General features: G+C 68.3%; 18 protein-coding genes. 2 read left to right on the forward strand and 16 right to left on the reverse strand.

The features are described 5' to 3' along the window. Positions 1-12: 12 nt before the first annotated feature. On the reverse strand, positions 13-1629 hold the full coding sequence (gene secD, locus E8M01_RS33610; protein WP_136964154.1) for a protein translocase subunit SecD: 1617 nt from the start codon (positions 1627-1629) through the stop codon (positions 13-15). A 56-nt stretch (positions 1630-1685) separates the two neighbouring features. Next, a complete protein-coding gene (gene yajC, locus E8M01_RS33615; protein ID WP_136964155.1) occupies positions 1686-2015 on the reverse strand; it encodes a preprotein translocase subunit YajC in 330 nt (109 codons plus the stop codon). Between the two features lie 204 nt (positions 2016-2219). Between yajC and E8M01_RS33620 the strand changes: the two genes are divergently transcribed. Then, the gene (locus E8M01_RS33620; protein ID WP_136964156.1) at positions 2220-3113 is read left to right on the forward strand and encodes an ATP-binding protein; all 894 of its coding nucleotides are present in this window, start codon (positions 2220-2222) and stop codon (positions 3111-3113) included. Between the two features lie 176 nt (positions 3114-3289). Here E8M01_RS33620 and E8M01_RS33625 read toward each other — a convergent pair whose 3' ends face one another. From E8M01_RS33625 to recO, 5 genes are all read right to left on the reverse strand, one after another. Then, the gene (locus E8M01_RS33625) at positions 3290-4912 is read right to left on the reverse strand and encodes a peptidoglycan DD-metalloendopeptidase family protein (RefSeq protein ID WP_136964157.1); all 1623 of its coding nucleotides are present in this window, start codon (positions 4910-4912) and stop codon (positions 3290-3292) included. A 95-nt stretch (positions 4913-5007) separates the two neighbouring features. Then, positions 5008-5667, reverse strand: coding sequence for a protein-L-isoaspartate O-methyltransferase family protein (locus E8M01_RS33630; RefSeq protein ID WP_136964158.1), 660 nt, complete (start codon positions 5665-5667; stop codon positions 5008-5010). Between the two features lie 14 nt (positions 5668-5681). Next, on the reverse strand, positions 5682-6464 hold the full coding sequence (surE, locus tag E8M01_RS33635; RefSeq protein WP_136964159.1) for a 5'/3'-nucleotidase SurE: 783 nt from the start codon (positions 6462-6464) through the stop codon (positions 5682-5684). Then, on the reverse strand, positions 6464-7738 hold the full coding sequence (gene serS, locus E8M01_RS33640) for a serine--tRNA ligase (RefSeq protein WP_136964160.1): 1275 nt from the start codon (positions 7736-7738) through the stop codon (positions 6464-6466). Before serS ends, surE begins: the two co-directional genes overlap by 1 nt. Positions 7739-7837: 99 nt before the next feature. After that, positions 7838-8548, reverse strand: a complete 711-nt coding sequence (recO, locus tag E8M01_RS33645) for a DNA repair protein RecO (protein WP_136964960.1) — start codon at positions 8546-8548, stop codon at positions 7838-7840. Positions 8549-8719: 171 nt separating this feature from the next. Between recO and E8M01_RS33650 the strand changes: the two genes are divergently transcribed. After that, positions 8720-11716, forward strand: coding sequence for an autotransporter outer membrane beta-barrel domain-containing protein (locus tag E8M01_RS33650; RefSeq protein WP_136964161.1), 2997 nt, complete (start codon positions 8720-8722; stop codon positions 11714-11716). 58 nt (positions 11717-11774) lie between these two features. Here E8M01_RS33650 and E8M01_RS33655 read toward each other — a convergent pair whose 3' ends face one another. From E8M01_RS33655 to E8M01_RS35215, 9 genes are all read right to left on the reverse strand, one after another. Beyond that, positions 11775-12020, reverse strand: coding sequence for a DUF1737 domain-containing protein (locus E8M01_RS33655; protein WP_246088525.1), 246 nt, complete (start codon positions 12018-12020; stop codon positions 11775-11777). Then, positions 12017-12925 (reverse strand): GTPase Era, encoded by a 909-nt coding sequence (era, locus tag E8M01_RS33660; RefSeq protein ID WP_136964162.1) that lies wholly within the window; start codon positions 12923-12925, stop codon positions 12017-12019. Before era ends, E8M01_RS33655 begins: the two co-directional genes overlap by 4 nt. A 3-nt stretch (positions 12926-12928) precedes the next feature. Further along, positions 12929-13735 (reverse strand): ribonuclease III, encoded by an 807-nt coding sequence (rnc, locus tag E8M01_RS33665; RefSeq protein WP_136964163.1) that lies wholly within the window; start codon positions 13733-13735, stop codon positions 12929-12931. A gap of 7 nt (positions 13736-13742) precedes the next feature. Beyond that, on the reverse strand, positions 13743-14489 hold the full coding sequence (lepB, locus tag E8M01_RS33670) for a signal peptidase I (protein ID WP_170182185.1): 747 nt from the start codon (positions 14487-14489) through the stop codon (positions 13743-13745). A gap of 108 nt (positions 14490-14597) precedes the next feature. Next, the gene (locus E8M01_RS33675) at positions 14598-15944 is read right to left on the reverse strand and encodes a hypothetical protein (RefSeq protein WP_136964164.1); all 1347 of its coding nucleotides are present in this window, start codon (positions 15942-15944) and stop codon (positions 14598-14600) included. 30 nt (positions 15945-15974) lie between these two features. After that, positions 15975-16307 (reverse strand): SH3 domain-containing protein, encoded by a 333-nt coding sequence (locus tag E8M01_RS33680; RefSeq protein WP_136964165.1) that lies wholly within the window; start codon positions 16305-16307, stop codon positions 15975-15977. Between the two features lie 103 nt (positions 16308-16410). Continuing rightward, a complete protein-coding gene (locus E8M01_RS33685) occupies positions 16411-16893 on the reverse strand; it encodes a hypothetical protein (RefSeq protein WP_136964166.1) in 483 nt (160 codons plus the stop codon). An 11-nt stretch (positions 16894-16904) separates the two neighbouring features. Next, complete coding sequence (locus tag E8M01_RS33690) at positions 16905-17546, reverse strand: glutathione S-transferase family protein (protein WP_136964167.1); 642 nt, start codon at positions 17544-17546, stop codon at positions 16905-16907. 86 nt (positions 17547-17632) lie between these two features. After that, on the reverse strand, positions 17633-17818 hold the full coding sequence (locus E8M01_RS35215; RefSeq protein WP_170181693.1) for a hypothetical protein: 186 nt from the start codon (positions 17816-17818) through the stop codon (positions 17633-17635). Positions 17819-18047: the final 229 nt, after the last annotated feature.

Raw genomic sequence — 18047 nt, forward strand, 5'->3', positions numbered from 1 at the left:
CCTTTCGCGCGATCACATCGGGATGCGCGCGGGTTTGAACCAGCGCAGCCAGAGGACGACGATGAACCGCGTGAAGGTGATGGCGGTGAACATGGTGGTGATGATGCCCAGGCCCAGCGTCAGGGCAAAGCCCTTCACCGGACCGGTGCCGAGATAGAACAGGATGGCCGCCGCCAGGAACTGGGTGACGTTGGCGTCCATGATGGTGCCCATGGCCTTGGTGAAGCCGGTATCGATGGCGGCGATCACCGAGCGGCCCATGCGCGCCTCTTCACGGATGCGCTCGAAGATCAGCACGTTGCTGTCGACCGCCATGCCGACGGTGAGCACGACGCCGGCAATGCCGGGCAAGGTCAGGGTCGCCCCGACCAGGCTCAACAGGCCGAACATCATGGTGACGTTGACCATCACGGCGATATTGGCGAACAGGCCGAACAGGCCATAGGTCGCGAACATGAAGATGATCACGAAGATCGAGCCGATAATGGCCGCCCGCGTGCCCGCCGCGACCGAATCGGCGCCGAGCGAGGCGCCGACGGTGCGCTCCTCGACCACCGTCAGCGGTGCCGGCAGGGCGCCGGCGCGCAGGAGCAGCGCCAGATTGGCCGAGCTCTCGGCGGTGAACCGGCCGGAAATCTGGCCGGAACCGCCAAGGATCGGCTCGCGGATGACCGGCGCCGAGACCACCTTGCCGTCGAGGATGATGGCGAAAGGCCGGTTGACGTTCTCCTGGGTGACCTGCGCGAATTTGCGGCCGCCGCTGGAATTGAAGCGGAAATTGACGATCCACTCGGCCGACTGGGCGCTGAACGCCGCCTGGGCGTCGACCAGTTCGTCGCCGGAGACGATCACCCGCCGCTGCACCAGATAGGGGATCTGCTGGACGACCCGGCCGCCTTCCTTGACCTCTTCATACATGACGACGGAATCGGCTGGCGCCCGGCCGGCAAGCGCCTCCTCGACCCGCATCGACTGGTCGACCAGGCGGAATTCGAGCTTGGCGGTGGTGCCGATGATGCCCTTGACCCGCTCCGGATCCTTTTCGCCCGGCACCTGCACCAGGATGCGGTCGATGCCCTGGCGCTGGATCACCGGTTCGGTCGTGCCGAGCTGATCGATCCGTCGCCGGATCACCTCGATCGACTGGGTCACCGCCCGCGAAATGCGCTCGCGCAGGCCGGGATCGGTTGCCGTCACGGTGAAGATGTCGCCCTGGCGGGTGACCTCGAAATCAAACTGGCCGGAGGTCGAGAACACCCCGCCCAGCGGCTGCGGGATCTTGCGCAACTCGGTATTGGCCAGCTCGGCGTTCTGGCCTTCGCGCAGCCGCACCACCACGCTGTTGCCCTGGAACGTCGCGCTCAGGATCTGCACACGCGCGTCGCGCAGGATCCGGCGAATGTCCTCGCGCAGGCTCTCCAGTCGCTCGCGGCGCACCGCGTCGGCATCGACCTGCACCATCAGATGCACGCCGCCCTGCAGGTCGAGGCCCAGCGTCATATGCGTGCGCAACGCGCTGGGCAGCCGGTCGACCCATGACTGCGGCATGATATTGGGCGCAGCCAGCAGCATGGTGACGAAGGCCGTCACCAGGATGAGGGTGGCTTTCCAGCGCACGATGTTGAGCATCGGAGGTCGTTCCTAGGCGAAAACGGGCGTGCCTGGGCGGCGCGCCGGAGGCAATCTTATTTCTCTTCCGCCGGTTCGCCCTTGGAGCGCACCTCCGCGACGAATTGCCTCGCCGCGCGGATCCGCACGTTGTCGGCGATTTCGATCTCCAGGGTGGCGTCGTCGACCACCTTGGTGATCCGTCCGATCACGCCGCCCGAAAGCGTCACCTGGTCGCCGCGGCGCAGGTTGCCGAGCATTTCCTGCTGGGCCTTTACCCGCTTCTGCTGCGGCCGCAGGATCAGGAAATACATGATGACGAAGATCAAGACGAAGGGCAGCAGCGACGGGAGGATTTCGCTGATGGAACCCGATCCGGTCTGGGCGAAGGCCGGGGTGATGAACATGGACGGTCCTTTGTGGAGATCCCGCCGCATCATCGCAACAGGGATGGAAATTCGCGCGGACTATAGCCACCAAACTGTCGATTGCAACGGCAGCGGGCGCCTCATCGAGCCATGTGGGTCGCGCGGGGCGATCTTTCCAGTCCCGCAATTGATCGAAGGCCTTAGCTGGTGCAAGTGACAGGCGACTGATCCTGGAGTTTTCCCGTGTCCGACGACCTCGCCCGCGCCACCCAACTCGCAACCGACACGCTGGCGCGCATCGCCGCCGCGCTCGAGCGCCTCGCTCCGCCGGTGCCGGTGGTACCGGACCTCGCCGCGGCCCAGGCTTTCGTCTGGAACCCGGTCGGGCCGCGGCTCGAGCCGGTCCAGCGCGTCAACCGGGTCGAAATGGTGCTGCTGCAGGGCATCGACCGGTCGCGCGACACCCTGATCGAGAACACCCGCCGCTTCGCCGCCGGCCTGCCCGCCAACAATGCCCTGCTCTGGGGCGCGCGCGGCATGGGCAAGTCGTCGTTGGTCAAGGCGGCGCATGCGACCGTCAATGGCGGCCTGGTCCAATCCGGCGGCGAGGCGATCCTGAAGCTCGTCGAGATCCACCGCGAGGACATCGAGACGCTGCCCGGCCTGATGACCCTGGTGCGCGCTTCGCCCTATCGTTTCATCGTCTTCTGCGACGATCTGTCCTTCGACAACAACGACACCTCCTACAAGTCGCTGAAGGCGGTGCTCGAGGGTGGCATCGAAGGCCGGCCCGACAATGTCATCTTCTACGCCACCTCGAACCGGCGCCACCTCCTGCCGCGCGACATGATGGAGAACGAGCGCTCGACCGCGATCAATCCGAGCGAGGCGGTCGAGGAAAAGGTGTCGCTGTCGGACCGCTTCGGCCTGTGGCTCGGCTTCCACAAATGCAGCCAGGACGAATATCTGGCCATGGTGTTCGGTTACGCCGCCCATTTCGGCCTGAGCCAGGACGAGAACCTCACCCGCGCCGAGGCGCTGGAATGGTCGACCACCCGCGGCTCGCGCTCCGGCCGAGTCGCCTGGCAATATATCCAGGACCTCGCCGGCCGGCTCGAAGTGCGGCTGGAGAGCTGAGAACCCTCAGCATTGAAAGAAAGTGGGGCGGCACTGCCGTGCCGCCCCGAAAATGACCAGCCCCCTTTGGAGGTCGCAGGAGAAGGGCTGATCGACTACCCGTGTCGGCGCGCCGGCCGGCAAGCGAGGGATACCCTGCCCGCTTGCAACCGGACGCGTCGGAAAGGTTGAAGAGCTTAGTTCGCGCCGAGGAAGGTCATCGGATCGACCGGGGTCGCCCCGCGGCGGATCTCGAAGTGGAGTTGCGGCGAGTTGACATTGCCGGTCTGGCCCGCCGAGGCGATGGTCTGCCCCCTGCGCACCTGTTCGCCGCGGCGCACCTTGATGTCGCTGTTATGCGCATAGGCCGTGACGAAACCGTTCGAGTGACGCACCAGCACCAGATTGCCGTAACCGCGCAATTCGCTGCCGGCATAAGCCACCACACCGTCTTCCGCGGCCTTGATCGGCGTTCCCTCCGGCACCGACAGCTTGATGCCGTCAGAGGAGCCGGGCCGGAAGTTCGAGATCACCCGGCCGCGCACCGGCCAGCGGAATTGCGGATCGGCCGATGCCGCCGGCGCCGCGGCCTGTTCGGTCCGCGCCGGCGGCGTGGCGGGAGCCTCGGCGGCCGGAGCCGGCGCAGGCGCGGCGGGAGCCGGTGCCTGAGCTTGAACCGGCGCCGTCGGCCGTTCGGCCGGAGCCTGGCGGGCGGTTGGCGCGGTCGGTGCGATCGAGCCGGTGAATTGCTGGTCGGCACGCTGGCCGGCCGGCGTATTGCGCGCCTGGGCAACCGCCCGTTGCGCATGGTCGCGCTGGGCGGTGGCGGCCGGCGCGCCCGGCAGCCGGAGCGTCTGGCCGATCCGGACCGGGCGATCGAGCGGCACGCTGTTGGCGCTGGCGAGCTGCTGGCGCGTCACGCCGTATTTCGTGGCGATCGAGGTCAGGCTCTCGCCCATGACCACGGTATGCGACGCCGGACGGGCGGCCTGCGGCCGGGCCGGGGCCGGCGCCGCGGCCGGACGGTTATTGGCCTGCGCGCCGGCCTGCCAGTTCATCCGGGCCGGCGGCACCGGTGCGGTCGCCGCATCGGTGCGGGTCGGCTGAACCGTGGCGATCTGGCGCGGTGCCGGACGCGGAGCCGTGGCCTGCCGCGGCGCTTCGACCTGGGTCCGCATCGGCTCGGCCGGACGGGCCGGCGCGGTACCGGCGGTCTGGGCGTTGAGCCCCATGGAATAGGTCGGAATGACCACGGCCTGGCCGGCACTGAGCGACTGGCCTGGGCTGAGATTGTTGGCCTGCGCGATCGCCGAGCCGGGTACGCCGTAGCGGCGCGACAACGTCTCGACCGTATCGCCGGAATTGGCGCGGATGCTGGTGCCGCCGGCGGCCGACCAGCCGCCGCGGCCGGAATTGGCCGGCGGCTCGCCGGTCCGCGACATGGCCATCTGGCGCACGGCGGGCGTCGGCGGATTGGACGAACCGAAGCCCGGGCGCTGCGCCACCGAACCGGTGGTCAGGCCCGGATCCGAATTGGCGCCGAACGGCGAGCTTTCGACCGGCGATCTTTCAACCGAATCCTGACGGGCCGGCGGCTGCGCCACCACGAAATCATTGGCTGGCGTCAGCGGCGCGCGGTCGACCCGCGTGGTCGGCACGGAGGCAACGGTCTCGTGGCGCTGCGGCGCGCTGGCGACCTGCTGCGATCGGAAGGGGTTTTCGTCAAAGCGCGCGATGTCGGAGCTGCAAGCAGCACCCAAGCCCGAAACGGCGACGACGAGGGCAATCTTGGATAGCCCGGAAAACGCGCTGGCACGCATTGTCACTCTCACGCGGTACGCAACTTGACACGCCGTGATTAAGACCTGTTCAGGTTAAGGTTCGGTTTCTTTTAACCTCAAATATTGCGCCGACGTTACAGCCTTCGGGCAACCCCTGATACCGCCGGCTCCACCCGCGCCCGGCTGAAAGCCGTCGAAACCAGGCCTTCCGGGCCGCGCACCACGCGCACGATGTCCTGGGCCCCTGCCCCGTCGCCGAGCGGCGCGACCAGCACGCCCCCCGGCGCCAGCTGACCCGACAGGCCCGCCGGGATCGCCGTCATGGCGCAGGTCACCAGGATCCGGTCATAGGGCGCGCGCGGCGGATGGCCATCGAGGCCGTCGCCGAAAACGGTTTCGATCATGTCGTAGCCGAGCCCGCGCAGCCGGGCATGGGCCTGGTCGGCGAGCGTGCGCCAGCGCTCGACGGTGATGACGCTGGCCGCCAGCCGCCCGAGGATCGCCGCGGAATAACCCGAGCCGGTGCCGACCTGCAGGACGCGATGGGCCGGCTCGACGCCGAGCGCGTCGATCATCAAGGCCGTCAGCGAGGGGGGCAGGATCGACTGGCCGCAGGCGATCGGCAGCGCAATGTCTTCGTCGGCCAGCGCGAACCAGCGCTGGTCGAGGAACGGCACCCGCGGCACCTGTTCCATGGCGCGCAGCACGCGGGTGCCATAAAGGCCGGTCTGGCGCAGCATCAGAACGAATTCCGCCGCCGCCAGATAATGGTTCGGGCCCGGCGTTTCGTTCATCTGAGCGTCCTGGTTCAGGAGCCGGGAGCGCGGTCGCCGGCGAACACCGCGGCGTAACGCGTCATGGTCGGCTCGTCCGTCAGATCGATCCTCAAGGGCGTCACCGAGATATGGCCCTCGGACAGCGCCCAGATGTCGGCGCCATATTCCAGCCGCTGCGGCCGCCGGACGAAGGCGATCCAGTAATAAGGATTGCCGCGGCCGTCGTGGCGCGGGTCGATGGTCAGGATCTCCTGGTCGCGCCGCCCCTGCACGGTCACCTTGACGCCCTTGACGTCGCCGGGCTTGCGGTTCGGGAAATTGATGTTGATCAGCGTGCCCTTGGGCATGCCTTCTTCCAGGATGGTCTTGATCACCCCGGGGGCATGGGCCTCCGCCGTCTCGAACGGCACGGATTTCCGGGTCTCCGGACCATAGGCCTGCGACAGCGCGATCGACCGGACGCCCAGGATCGTGCCCTCGATGGCGCCGGCGATCGTGCCGGAATAGGTGACGTCCTCGGCGACGTTCTGGCCGCGGTTGACGCCCGACAGCACCAGGTCGGGCGGATCGCCGGCCATCAGGTGCTTCACCGCCATGATCACGCAGTCGGTCGGCGTGCCCTTCACCGCGAAGGTCTTTTCGGAAATCTCGCGCAGCCGCAACGGATCGTTCAGCGACAGCGAATGCGACACGCCGGACTGATCGCTCTCGGGCGCCACGACCCAGACGTCGTCGGACAGGGATCTGGCGATCCGTTCGGCGCTCTGCAGGCCGGGGGCGTGAATGCCGTCGTCATTGGTGACCAGGATGCGCATCAGGCTTTCTCGACCGTTTTGAGCCCGCCCATATAGGGCTGAAGCACGGCGGGCACCGCAATGGCACCGCCCTCCTGCTGATAATTTTCCATGACCGCGATCAGCGCACGGCCGACGGCGACGCCCGAGCCGTTGAGCGTATGGACGAATTGCGGTCCGCCGGTCTTCGGACGATAGCGGGCATTCATCCGCCGCGCCTGGAAATCGCCGCAGACCGAACAGGACGAGATCTCGCGGAACGCCTTCTGGCCGGGCAGCCAGACCTCGATGTCATAAGTCTTGCGCGCCGAAAAGCCCATGTCGCCGGTGCACAGCGTCACCACCCGGTAATGCAGGTCGAGCCGTTTCAGCACCTCCTCGGCGCAGGCGAGCATGCGCTCGTGCTCGGTCAGGCTCTGCTCCGGCGCGGTGATCGACACCAGCTCGACCTTGAGGAACTGGTGCTGGCGCAGCATGCCGCGCGTATCGCGCCCGGCAGCCCCTGCTTCCGAGCGGAAGCATTGGGTGGCCGCCGCCAACCTGAGCGGCAGCACGTCCTCGGCGACGATCTCGTCGCGCACCAGATTGGTCAGCGTGACCTCGGCGGTCGGCGTCAGCCAGAAGCCCTCGCGGGTGACGAACATGTCCTCGGCGGCCTTCGGCAATTGCGCCGTGCCATAGGGGATATTGTCCTTCACCAGCACCGGCGGGGCGATCTCGTCATAACCGTGCTCGGTCGTGTGCAGGTCGAGCATGAACTGGGCGAGCGCCCGCTCCATGCGCGCAAGGCCGCGCTTCAGCACGACGAAACGCGAACCCGACAGCTTGGCGGCCGCCTCGAAATCCATCTGCCCGAGCGCTTCGCCGAGCTCGAAATGCTCCTTGGCAAGGTTGACGGCGGGCGCCGCGCCGAAGCGGTGGTGCTCGACATTGGCGCTCTCGTCCGGCCCCACCGGCACGTCGGCCAGGGGCAGGTTCGGCAGGACCTCCAGCGCCGCGATCAGGTCGGCCTGCGCCTTCCTGTCGGCCACCTCGGCAACCGCCATCGTGTCCTTCAGGCCGGTGACTTCGGCCTTCAGCGCGTCGGCGCGTGCCATGTCCTTGGCGGCCATGGCCTGGCCGATTTCCTTGGAGGCGGCGTTGCGCCGTTCCTGGGCCGCCTGCAGCGTGGCGATCGCGCTCTTGCGGGCGTCATCCAGCGCGATCAGCTCCGCGGACAAGGGCGAGCGGCCACGGGTGGCGAGCCCGTCGTCGAAGGCTTGCGGATTGTCGCGGATCCAGCGGATATCGTGCATGGGACTTCTCATCGCCCGGCTCAGGCAGGAAATGTCCTGCTGCCATCAGGTTGCGGGATTAAGCGAGCGCATCGGCGATGGCAAGCAAAGCATAATCGCTCAACCCAACGAACGGATGAAAGCCTCGCGCGCGTCGGGCATGGTCAGCCCGCGCGGCTCGAAAACGTGGCGGGACAGGAAATAGCCGGTCAGCCGGAACCCGGCGAGCACATCTTCGAGCACCACCGGCCCGGGTCCGGCCAGGAAGGCCGGCAGCGCCAGCAGCTTGTCCTTCCAGGGTTCGCCCGCGCTCGCCGACACCGCCCGCGCCGATTTCGGCGAGACATAGATGAGATCGGCGGTCGCCCCGGTGGCCGCGCATTCCGTCAGGTCGAGCCCGAAGCCGAGCTCCTGCAGGATTTCCAGCTCGAAACGCACCACCAGCGGCGCGGCGATCTCGCGGTCCGGCAAGGCGTCGGCAATCATGGTCAGCCCTTCGAACAACCCTGGATGCGGATCGCGCTCCGGCATCAGGCGAGCCAGGGCCGCCAGATGGGTGATGCCGGCAACCCCCACCCTGCCCTCCATCAGCCGGGCGGCCCGCGACAGCACCGGTTCGATGGTGAAATTGCCGAGATGCTCGTCGAGCCGGGCGTGCCAGCTGGCATGCACGGTATTGCCCGGCTGCAGCACCGGCTGGTTGCGCCGCGACCGGCCGCCGCGCACCAGCCCGAGATGGCGGCCATGGTCGCGGGTATAGAGCTCCAGGATCACGCTGGCTTCCCCGTGCATGCGGGTGCCAAGCACGATGCCGTCATCGATCCATTGCATGAGCACGACCATGACCGGTTCGCCCGCCGGAGGGAAGGCCCGGCCGGCCTTTCCGCAGTGGTCCGACCGCTCCGGCGATGCCCAAATGCCAATCGATTGCAGTGTCATGAATGTTTCAACAAAGCGTCATGCGGCCCCCCTATCAAGCCTCGGCAAGCATGGGGCTGAACAATGACATCGACATTCCTGCGTGGCGTGTGCCTGCGCGCGCTGGTGGTTGCCGCCGGCAGCCACAGCCTTCCCGCCGGCGCTCAGACCGTCATCACCAACGGCCAGACGGTCACCACCACCCAGACGATCTCGGGCACCCAGACCCTCACCGTCGATAGCGGCGGCACGCTCAGGACATCGGGCATCGGCATCAACTGGAACGGTGCCTCGACGGCCGCGACCATCACCAATAGCGGCATCATCGAATCGACCGGCGGTCGGGCCTTCGATTCGAGCAGCGCCGCCACGGCACCGCGCACGATCACCATTACCAACAATGCCGGCGCCCTGATCCAGGCCAGCACGACCGATGCGCTGCGCGTCAATACCAACCTCTCCGGCGGCACCTTCATCCTCGACAATGCCGGCCGGATCATCGCCAACAATACCAGCGTCATCGCCGACGGCGGCCAGGCGGTCGATCTGCGCGGCATCGCCGCCGGCACGGCCAGCGTCACCGTCATCAACCGGGCAACCGGCCTGATCGAGGCCAAGTCGGATGACGCGCTGCGTGTCGGCCAGAACACCCAGGTCGAGAATTACGGCAGGATCTACTCCTCCGGCACCAACACCTCCTCGGGCAGTTCCGACGGCATCGACGCCGGCGGCCGCACCGGCGTGGTCATCGACAACCGGGCCGGCGGCGAGATCAGCGGCGCGCGTCACGGCATCACCGCCGACACCGACATCACCGTCATCAACGCCGCCGGCGCAACCATCACCGGCCGCAACGGCTCGGGTGTCGGGTCCGACGGCACCGCCACGGTGACCAATTACGGCACCATCATTGGCGCCTATGCCGGGCCCGGCAATATCTTCACCAATACCAACACCGCTTCGCTCAATGGCGATGGCGACGGCGTCGACATCGACCTGATCGGCACGGTGCGCAATTTCGGCATCATCCGCGGCACGGGCGCAGGCGGGGTCGATTCCGGCGGCTTGCCCAATGGCTCGGAAGGCATTGCGATCGGCGGCGGCCTCGTTGAGAACGCCGCGGGCGCGCTGATTTCCGGCGCCACGCGCGGCATCCTGGTCGACAATGGCAGCGGCGGAACCGCCTATGGCGCCATCACCATCCGCAATGCCGGCACCATCGAAGGCGTCGCCAGTTCGGCCATCGGCATCGTCGGAACCTTCGCCAATGTGCTGGAGAACTCCGGCACGATCACCGGCAAGGGCAGCGAAGCGGCGGTCTGGATGGGCGACGGCGCCGACACCGTGACCAATTCCGGCCTGATCGCGGCGGCCAGCGCATCGGGCGTCGCGCTCGATCTCGGCGGCGGCAATGACAGCCTGACGGTGCGCGGCGGCGCCTTCATTGGCGCGGTGCGCGGCGGCGCGGGCACCGATACGCTGGTCTTCGACCCCGGCGCCGGCGCCACCCAGACCATCGACAGCAACTTCTCGCAATTCGAAACGACACGTTTCGTCAGCGGCCGGTCGGTGCTGACAGGCACGATCGAGAGCGCAAGCTCGATCGAGGTTCTGGCCGGCGCGACGCTTGCCGGCATCGGCACGCTGACCACTGCGGTCCTGACCAATTCCGGCGTGATCGCGCCGGGGATGAGCCCCGGCACGCTGAACCTCAACGGCAATTACGTTCAGACCGCCGCGGGTACGCTGCAGATCCAGCTGGGCGCCGCCACCGCCAGCCGGCTGGCCCTATCAGGCACGGCAGCGCTCGACGGCACGCTGCAGATCGTCGCGGCCGGTCCGGCCGTGGTCAACGGCACCCAGCGCATCCTGACCGCGGCCGCGGTGACCGGCCAGTTCGCCAGCATCTCCTCGACATCGCCGCTGTTCACGGTCACCACCCTCTATGGCGCGACCTTTGTCGACCTGCAGATCGCCACGCGTTTTGCCGCGGCACTTGGCACCACCGCCAACCGGGCGGCCCTCGGCGCGGCGCTCGACGGCGTCAGCGGCACCGGACCGAACGGCGCCCTGGTCGGCACGCTCGCTACCGCCGCGCCGGCGGCGGTCGCCGGCCTGCTCGACACGCTCTCGGCCCAGGTTCATGCCGAAGCCCGACGGGCCGCCGCCCGCAACGTCTCGGACGTCCAGTCGGCGATCGGCGATCATGTGGCCGGCCTGCGCGCGGACAGCCGGCCGGCGCCGGCCTCCGGCTGGACGCTGTGGGGCACCGCAACCGGTCAGATCGGCAACCGCTCCAGCGACGGCAATGCCGCGCGTTCGTCAGCCTCGGCTTTCGGCTTCACCGCCGGCTTCACGCGCCATGCCAGCCCGGACACCGTCATCGGCGTCGCACTCGGCTGGGCGTCGTCCTCGCTGTCGCTCCGCGCGATCGCCCAGAACGGCCGGGTCGAGACATCGACCGCGACGCTTTATGCCAGCCATCGCGCCGGCCCCTGGTTCGCCGATGGTTCGGCGACCGTCGGCTGGCTGACCGGCACGACCGCGCGCGACCTGCGCGCCGTTCCCGGCACCGGCATCGCCACCGGCTCGCTCGGCGGTTATGTCGGCGGCGTCTCGGCGCTGGCGGGTTATCGTTTCGCCGGCACCGGCTGGTCGATCGAACCGGCCATCGGCCTCGATTACGCCGGGGCCTTCGTCAACGATGTCATCGAGACCGGCGCTACGACCGGTGGCCTGATGGTTCGCGGCTCGGGCTTCGACAGCCTGCGGGCAACGGCGGGCGCCCGCTTCGTCGCCTCCGCCCCGGTCGGCACCGGCATCGCCAGCGTCGATCTCCGGCTGCGTTATGCCCGCGAGCTGCTGTCGACCATTCCGGCGGTGAGCGCTTCGTTCACCGGCGATCCGGCCAGTGGCTTCACCACGCTTGGTGTTGCCGGCGGACGGGACCTGCTGCTGGTCGGCGCCGGCCTCGGCTACAGCCCCAATGCCGGCACCCGGCTGTTCGTGCGTTATGACGGCACGCTTGGCCAGCGCGAGACCAGCCACGCCCTGCGCGCCGGCGCCAGCGTCAGCTGGTAGGCGCCCGGTCCAGGCCGCGATCCGCTCCTGGCAGCGGGTCGCGCCCGGCCTGCCAGCCTCAGTAGTCCGACAGCTTCAGATCCGGCGAATAGGCGATATCCTCGACCTCGCGGACGATCGCCTGGCCGCAGACGACACGGCCTTTCAAGGCATCGAAGGTCAGCGTCGGATGGCCGTAGAGCTGCCAGCCCTTGTTGATCGCCTCGCTGACCCGATGGCAGAACGTCGCATCGTCAGGCCCGGTCAGATAGCGGTAGAGCGTGGTGGTCTTCTTCGAACTGATGGCGGTCAGCATGGCGGTCATCGGCCTTTCGGAAATTCCAGCCCCATGCGCTCGTAGCGCTCGGGCTCGTTGCCCCAATCCTCGCGCACCTTGATGAACAAGAACAAGTGCACCGGCACTTCAAAAAGCTTTGACAGTTCCTCGCGGGCCGATTTGGAGATCGCCTTGATCGTCTCGCCGCCCTTGCCCAGCATGATCTTCCGCTGGCCCTCGCGCACCACGTAGATGGTCTGCTCGATCCGGATCGAACCGTCCTTCCGCTCCTCGTAGGATTCGGTCTCGACGGTCGAATCATAAGGCAGTTCGTCGTTCAGCCGCTTGTAGAGCTTCTCGCGGGTGATCTCGGAGGCGAGCATGCGCGCCGGCAGGTCGGACACCTCGTCTTCCGGATAATGCCACGGCCCGGCCGGTACGACTTCGGCGAGGTGCCGGCGCAGGTCCTTCACGCCCGACCCGCTCAGCGCCGAGACCATGAAGGTCTTGTCGAACTTGGCGCGCGCGGCGAATTCGGCGGCGAGATCGAGCAGCTTGCGCGGTTCGACCAGGTCGACCTTGTTGAGCACGAGGTCGACCGGCTGGCGAACATCCCGGAGCTTGTCCAGGATCGCCTCGACGGTCTCGTCGAGGCCCCGGCGCACGTCGATCAGCACCAGCACCCGGTCGGCATCGGCAGCCCCGCCCCAGGCCGCCGAAACCATCGCCCGGTCGAGCCGGCGCTTCGGCGCGAACAGGCCGGGCGTGTCGACCAGCACGATCTGCGACGTGCCTTCCATGACGATGCCGCGCACCAGCGCGCGCGTCGTCTGCACCTTGTGCGAGACGATCGTCACCTTGGCGCCGACCAGCGCATTGACCAATGTCGATTTGCCGGCATTCGGAGCGCCAATGATGGCGACGAAGCCGCAACGTGTCGGAATGTCAGTCATGGCTCAATCCCAGGGTGGCGGATCGGCCGGTCCGGCGGCGCGTTCGGCCTGCCGCTTCGGTTCCGCAGGTTTGGTTGTGCTCCGATCCGAAGCTGCGGTCCAGACACCTTCGCGTACCAGCACGGCGGTGGCGGCGGCGATCTCGGCCGGACGTTTGGCTGGCCCTTGGCCGCGGCCGTCCTCGATGCCCGGAATGACCACCGCCATGGTGAACACCGGGGCATGGTCCGGGCCGGTGCGATCGATCACCAGATAGGTCGGGGTCGGCAGGCCCCGCCCCTGCGCCCATTCCTGCAATTCGCTCTTGGCATCGCGGTTGTGCACCGGGCCGGCCGCGACGCGCGCGCGCCAGTGCCGCGCCACCAGGGCCTCGGCCGCCGTCCAGCCACCGTCGAGATAAACCGCGCCGATCACCGCTTCGGCGAGATCGGCGAGCACGCTGGCGCGCCGGCCGACCTGCAGGGCGCTTTCGGTCGGGCCGACCCGCACGCCGGCGCCGAGATCGAGCTCGGCCGCGACATCGGCGCAGGTTTCGGCGCGAACCAGGTCCGACAGCCGGCGCGACAGCGTGCCCTCGTCATCCGAGGGCAGCATCTGGAACAACATGTCCGCGACCGCCAGGCCCAGCACGCGGTCGCCGAGGAATTCCAGCCGCTGATAAGATTTGTCGCGCTTGTCGGCGCCGGTGACGGCGCTCGGATGGGTCAGGGCGCGGACCAGCAGGTCCTTGTCGGCAAAGACATGGCCAACCCGGGCCTCGAGCTCATCGAGGCTCGGGCGGATCGGCTTTGCTTTGCGACCGGGAGCCAAGACCTTCTCACCTCACGATATTGGCGAGCCGGGACCAGCGGATCGACCACGGCCAGCGCCAGAACGCCCAGGCGCGCTCGCCCTCTTCGATCGAGAAGAACAGCAGCTCGGCCCGACCGACCAGGTTTTCCATCGGGATCGGCCCGACCTGGCTGATCACCCGGCTGTCGGTGGAATTGTCGCGGTTGTCGCCCATCATGAACAGGTGCCCCTGCGGCACCTCATAGACCGGCGTATTGTCGTAGAAACCGTTCTCATAGAGGTCGAGCGTCGAATAGCTCACCCCGTTCGGCAGGGTTTCGCGGTAGCGGCGGGTGCGCGTCTCGCGCCCGTCCTCGATCTCGACGAAATCGTCGATCTTCTCGCGCTTCACCGCCACGCCGTTGATATGCACGACGCCGCCCAGCACCTGGATGCGGTCGCCCGGCAGGCCGATCACCCGCTTGATGTAGTCGACGTCGGGCTCGCGCGGCAGGCGGAACACCACGACATCGCCGCGCTTGGGCTCCGAACCCCAGATCCGCCCGTCGAACAGGGCGGGTGAGAACGGCAGTGAATATTTCGAATAGCCATAGGCATATTTGGACACGAACAGGTAGTCGCCGACCAGCAGCGTATCCTTCATCGAGCCCGAGGGAATGTTGAACGGCTGGAACAGGAAAGTCCGGATCACCAGGGCGATCAACAGTGCATGGATGACCACGCGGACGGTTTCGCCCATTCCGCCTTTGGCGGTCTTGCTGGTTTCAGCCACTGTGTCGCGCCCGTGATCCCTCTGGAGCCCGCCCTATAGCCCGCTTCACCGCGCCGGTGCAATGACAGCGGCGTGATGCAGGCGCGCGGTGTCCGCGCGAACATCCATCTAGCTGCAATTGGTCGCCTGGTTCGAGCACAGGCTGCGCCACCAGCCGCGCGTGCCGGCCCGGGTCTCGACCAGCGCCCAGGCCCCGGAACAGGCGAGAATGTGCCGCGGCGACCCATCCAGGCTCAGGGGCTGGCCCGCTTCGTCCAGCGCCTCGCGGGTCGCGGCATCGGCATGCGGCGCGCGGTACAGCCGGCCGGTCGGCAGGCCGCCATTGGCATAGGCCGCGCCGACGAGGCCTGCGCTGACCCAGCCGCGACCGGCGAAGGGGCGCGGCAGGCTGACCGGATAGCGTTCGCCATAGGCGACGCCCGGCGCCTGGATCTTGTCGATCAGGAACCAGCCGTCGTGAAAGCCGAGGATCCTGAACTCGGATTTCACCGGCTGGTCGCCGAAAGCCTCGCGCGCCGGCAACGGCCGGGCCGGTGGCACCTGTCCCAGCACACGGGCCCGCGCCGATGGCGCGGCGCGGACATTCATGCCGCGCGGATCGGCGTCATTGGACCAGCCGGCGAGATCGCATGGCTCGGCGCCATCAGGCAGCCCGGCGCGCAACCGCGCGCGGGCGGCATCCTCGCTCGCCGCGGCCGCGGCTTCGGCCGGTTCGGTCAGGGCCGCCCGGCTCTCGAACCGGGCCTCGTCGTCATGGGCGAGCCCGAGCGTTTCGCCATGCCAGGCGAGCCTGACCACCAGCACGGAGCCGCGGTCCGAGACGCTGCCGGGGCTGGCCGGATCGTCGGCGTCGCCCCGGAAGAACACCAGCCGGCCTTCCAGCCTGGTGAAATCGACCTTGAGGACCTGGCCGATCCCGGCGCCGCGGCTGACCAGCCGTTCGGCCTGTCCGACCCAGGCATCAGCGCGAAACGGCGTCACCGCGCCCGGCTCGATCCGATAGGCGACCGCCAGCCCCGGCGCCAGCGTCAGCACGGGGTTGGCGGGGTCGCCGGCGATTTCAGGCGCGACGGACGGCGCATCGCGCGACACGTCATAGGGCACCAGGAAGCGGCCGATGACCGTCCCGGCGCCATTGTCCCAGCGCAAGACGCTGATCAGGTTGACGCGCAGCTGCGCGCCGACGCCGCCTGGAGACGACGACGAGCGCTCGTAGACCTTCGACCGCAGGACGGTGAAACGCGTGCCGGCATGGCCAAGCGCAAAGACCTGCACGGTCCGGCACAGGATCCCGTCGATGCGCTGATGCCGGAGCGCCGGGTGCAGCGCGGCCTGAAACACGGCGTCGGTGCGCCAGGCGAGCCCATCGGTCGAACAGGCGGGCGTCGAAATCTCCGCGGCTGCGCCGCCGCCGAGCCACGCCGAGGTCAGCAGAACCAGGACAAGGCGTTTCATTGCGGGACTTCTCGCGGTTTGGGCGACACGTCAGCCGCAGATGTCGATGAGTTGTGCGTGGACCCAGCCGCGCCGGCCGTTGCTGGCCGCGGGCTGCGCCGTCCGCGTGCCGCCGGGCCAATACAGAACCTCCTGCCAGACACCGCGGCGGCCGGCACGAAGCATCACTTCGTCGCCGCCCTTCATGCGCGCCAGGGTCGCGGCGTTGCGGTCAGGCGCCACCCGCAGAGCCACGAAGCCGTCGGAGGTTTCCTTGACCGCGCAGAAGGCGGTCGCCGACGCCGACGTCTGAGCCGCCGACATCGCCGCGGCGACAACGGCGCCGGCCAGGATGACGCGGCGGGTGCGGCTGAAGTCGATCATGGTGAAGCCTCCAGGGTCTGGAGGGCTTTTGGCACGCCGCCATTGCCGCCGCGTGGCGCGGCGCGCGGCGTCCTATTTCGGCCGTTTCAAGCGCGGCAGCCGGTCAGAACTCGACCCGCTGCCGGTTCCTCAGCGTATTGCCGGTGGTGTCGCGCAGCTCCGGCGCGACGATCGGCGGCGCCGTGCCCGGCCCGAGCGGGTCGGTCGGCGTGGCGCTCCGCCGCGCGGGCAAGGTGCGGTTCCGGTCGATGACGCTGGGAATGGCGCTGGCGGTCTGGCCGCTGACGATGGTTCCGCCGAGCGCAGTGCCGCTGGTCGCGCCACCGCGCGACACCTGCGAGACATTGCTCAGGCCGGCGCTCTCGCGCGCGCCGGGCGCCCGCCGCATCGCCATCGTGCCGGACATCGACGTCGTGGCCACCGGCGCGGCGGCCGTCGCACCGACTGGCGGCAGCGCGCTGGCGGTGACCGGGGTCACCGGCGCCGCCTCGACGCGCGCCGGCGCGCTGGAGGCCACCGGCCCGTCGGAAGCGGTGGTGCAGGCGGCAAGTGCTGCGGCCGAAGCGAGAACCAGGAAAAGGCGCATGAAAGATCCGATCAGGTCGCCGGCGGCGCGGCGGGCATGAGGTCGTAGGGCGGCTTCCAGCCGGGCAGCGCGGCGATCCGCTCGCGCCAGGCATGGATATTCGGGTGGGATGCGGCCAGATCGTAGCCGGTTTCCGCGATCGGATAGAACATGTAACCGGCCAGCGAAAAATCGGCGATGGTCGGCCGGCCGCCGACGATGAACGGCCGGTCGGCCAGGTGCTTCTCGACGATCGCCAGCGCGCCGTCGATGCGCGACCTGAGGAAACCGAGCACCGCCGGATCGGCCGGCTTGCCGGCCAGCGAGAACATGAAGCGGTGGGTGGCGAAATAGCTGGTGAACTTGTGGTTGTCGAACAGGAACCAGCGCAGGATTTCCAGTTCCTCGTCTTCGTTTTCCGGTCCGAACTGGCCGGTCCGGCGCGACAGATAGGTCAGGATGACGCCCGACTGGGCCAGCCGCTTGCCGGCATGGTCGAGCACCGGCGCCTCGCCCATCGCGTTGACCTCGGCACGCCACTCCGGGTCGCGCGTGGCGCCGTGAAAGAAGTCGACGGTCGCCGGCTCCCAGTCGAGGCCGCACAGCGCAAGCATCAGCGCGACCTTGTAGGAGTTGCCCGACTGGGCGAAACAATAAAGTCGGTAGTCAGGCAAACCACACCTCGTCCCTGCGCCGGCTCGAAATCCCGGTCAATTTCACTTGATCGGCATGTCTTGTCGAAAAAGTGGCAAGCTTGGGCCTAGCGTCGGCGGCGCGCCGGTGTCGTGGGCGCGGCCGGCTGGCCCAAGGCCGGGTCCGGCGGTAGCGGCGGCGGCGTGGCATTGGTCACCGCGACGACCGGCTGCTGCGCCGCCTGGTTCTGGGCGCAGCCGGCAAGGGTGATGAGTGAAAGGACGGCGCAAACCAGCGCGGCCTTCTTCTGCATGGGATTGATCCTCGTCTTGACCATCGGTTGCGGCTGACGCCGGGCGGCAGCGACTGTCGCAAGACCTGGGCGCGGCACTGAAGAGGGATCGACCCAAGCCAAGCGTCAAACCGCTGGTCGGAGGGGATATCCGCGCCGGCGCCGCCTGTCCAGGCGCGACGCCCGCCTTCACGCCCGACCTTTCGCGCCAGACCGACACGAGATTGCGTCGACCGGCAGCGGATGGACG

Source organism: Phreatobacter stygius (genome assembly GCF_005144885.1).
GTDB lineage: Bacteria > Pseudomonadota > Alphaproteobacteria > Rhizobiales > Phreatobacteraceae > Phreatobacter > Phreatobacter stygius.

Excerpts from the sequence above, each read along its gene's own strand:
- secD (WP_136964154.1), bottom strand. The coding sequence starts at position 1,629 with ATGCTCAACATCGTGCGCTGGAAAGCCACCCTCATCCTGGTGACGGCC.
- yajC (WP_136964155.1), bottom strand. The coding sequence starts at position 2,015 with ATGTTCATCACCCCGGCCTTCGCCCAGACCGGATCGGGTTCCATCAGC.
- E8M01_RS33625 (WP_136964157.1), bottom strand. The coding sequence starts at position 4,912 with ATGCGTGCCAGCGCGTTTTCCGGGCTATCCAAGATTGCCCTCGTCGTC.
- E8M01_RS33630 (WP_136964158.1), bottom strand. The coding sequence starts at position 5,667 with ATGAACGAAACGCCGGGCCCGAACCATTATCTGGCGGCGGCGGAATTC.
- surE (WP_136964159.1), bottom strand. The coding sequence starts at position 6,464 with ATGCGCATCCTGGTCACCAATGACGACGGCATTCACGCCCCCGGCCTG.
- serS (WP_136964160.1), bottom strand. The coding sequence starts at position 7,738 with ATGCACGATATCCGCTGGATCCGCGACAATCCGCAAGCCTTCGACGAC.
- recO (WP_136964960.1), bottom strand. The coding sequence starts at position 8,548 with ATGCAATGGATCGATGACGGCATCGTGCTTGGCACCCGCATGCACGGG.
- E8M01_RS33650 (WP_136964161.1), top strand. The coding sequence starts at position 8,720 with ATGACATCGACATTCCTGCGTGGCGTGTGCCTGCGCGCGCTGGTGGTT.
- E8M01_RS33655 (WP_246088525.1), bottom strand. The coding sequence starts at position 12,020 with ATGACCGCCATGCTGACCGCCATCAGTTCGAAGAAGACCACCACGCTC.
- era (WP_136964162.1), bottom strand. The coding sequence starts at position 12,925 with ATGACTGACATTCCGACACGTTGCGGCTTCGTCGCCATCATTGGCGCT.
- E8M01_RS33675 (WP_136964164.1), bottom strand. The coding sequence starts at position 15,944 with ATGAAACGCCTTGTCCTGGTTCTGCTGACCTCGGCGTGGCTCGGCGGC.
- E8M01_RS33680 (WP_136964165.1), bottom strand. The coding sequence starts at position 16,307 with ATGATCGACTTCAGCCGCACCCGCCGCGTCATCCTGGCCGGCGCCGTT.
- E8M01_RS33685 (WP_136964166.1), bottom strand. The coding sequence starts at position 16,893 with ATGCGCCTTTTCCTGGTTCTCGCTTCGGCCGCAGCACTTGCCGCCTGC.
- E8M01_RS35215 (WP_170181693.1), bottom strand. The coding sequence starts at position 17,818 with ATGCAGAAGAAGGCCGCGCTGGTTTGCGCCGTCCTTTCACTCATCACC.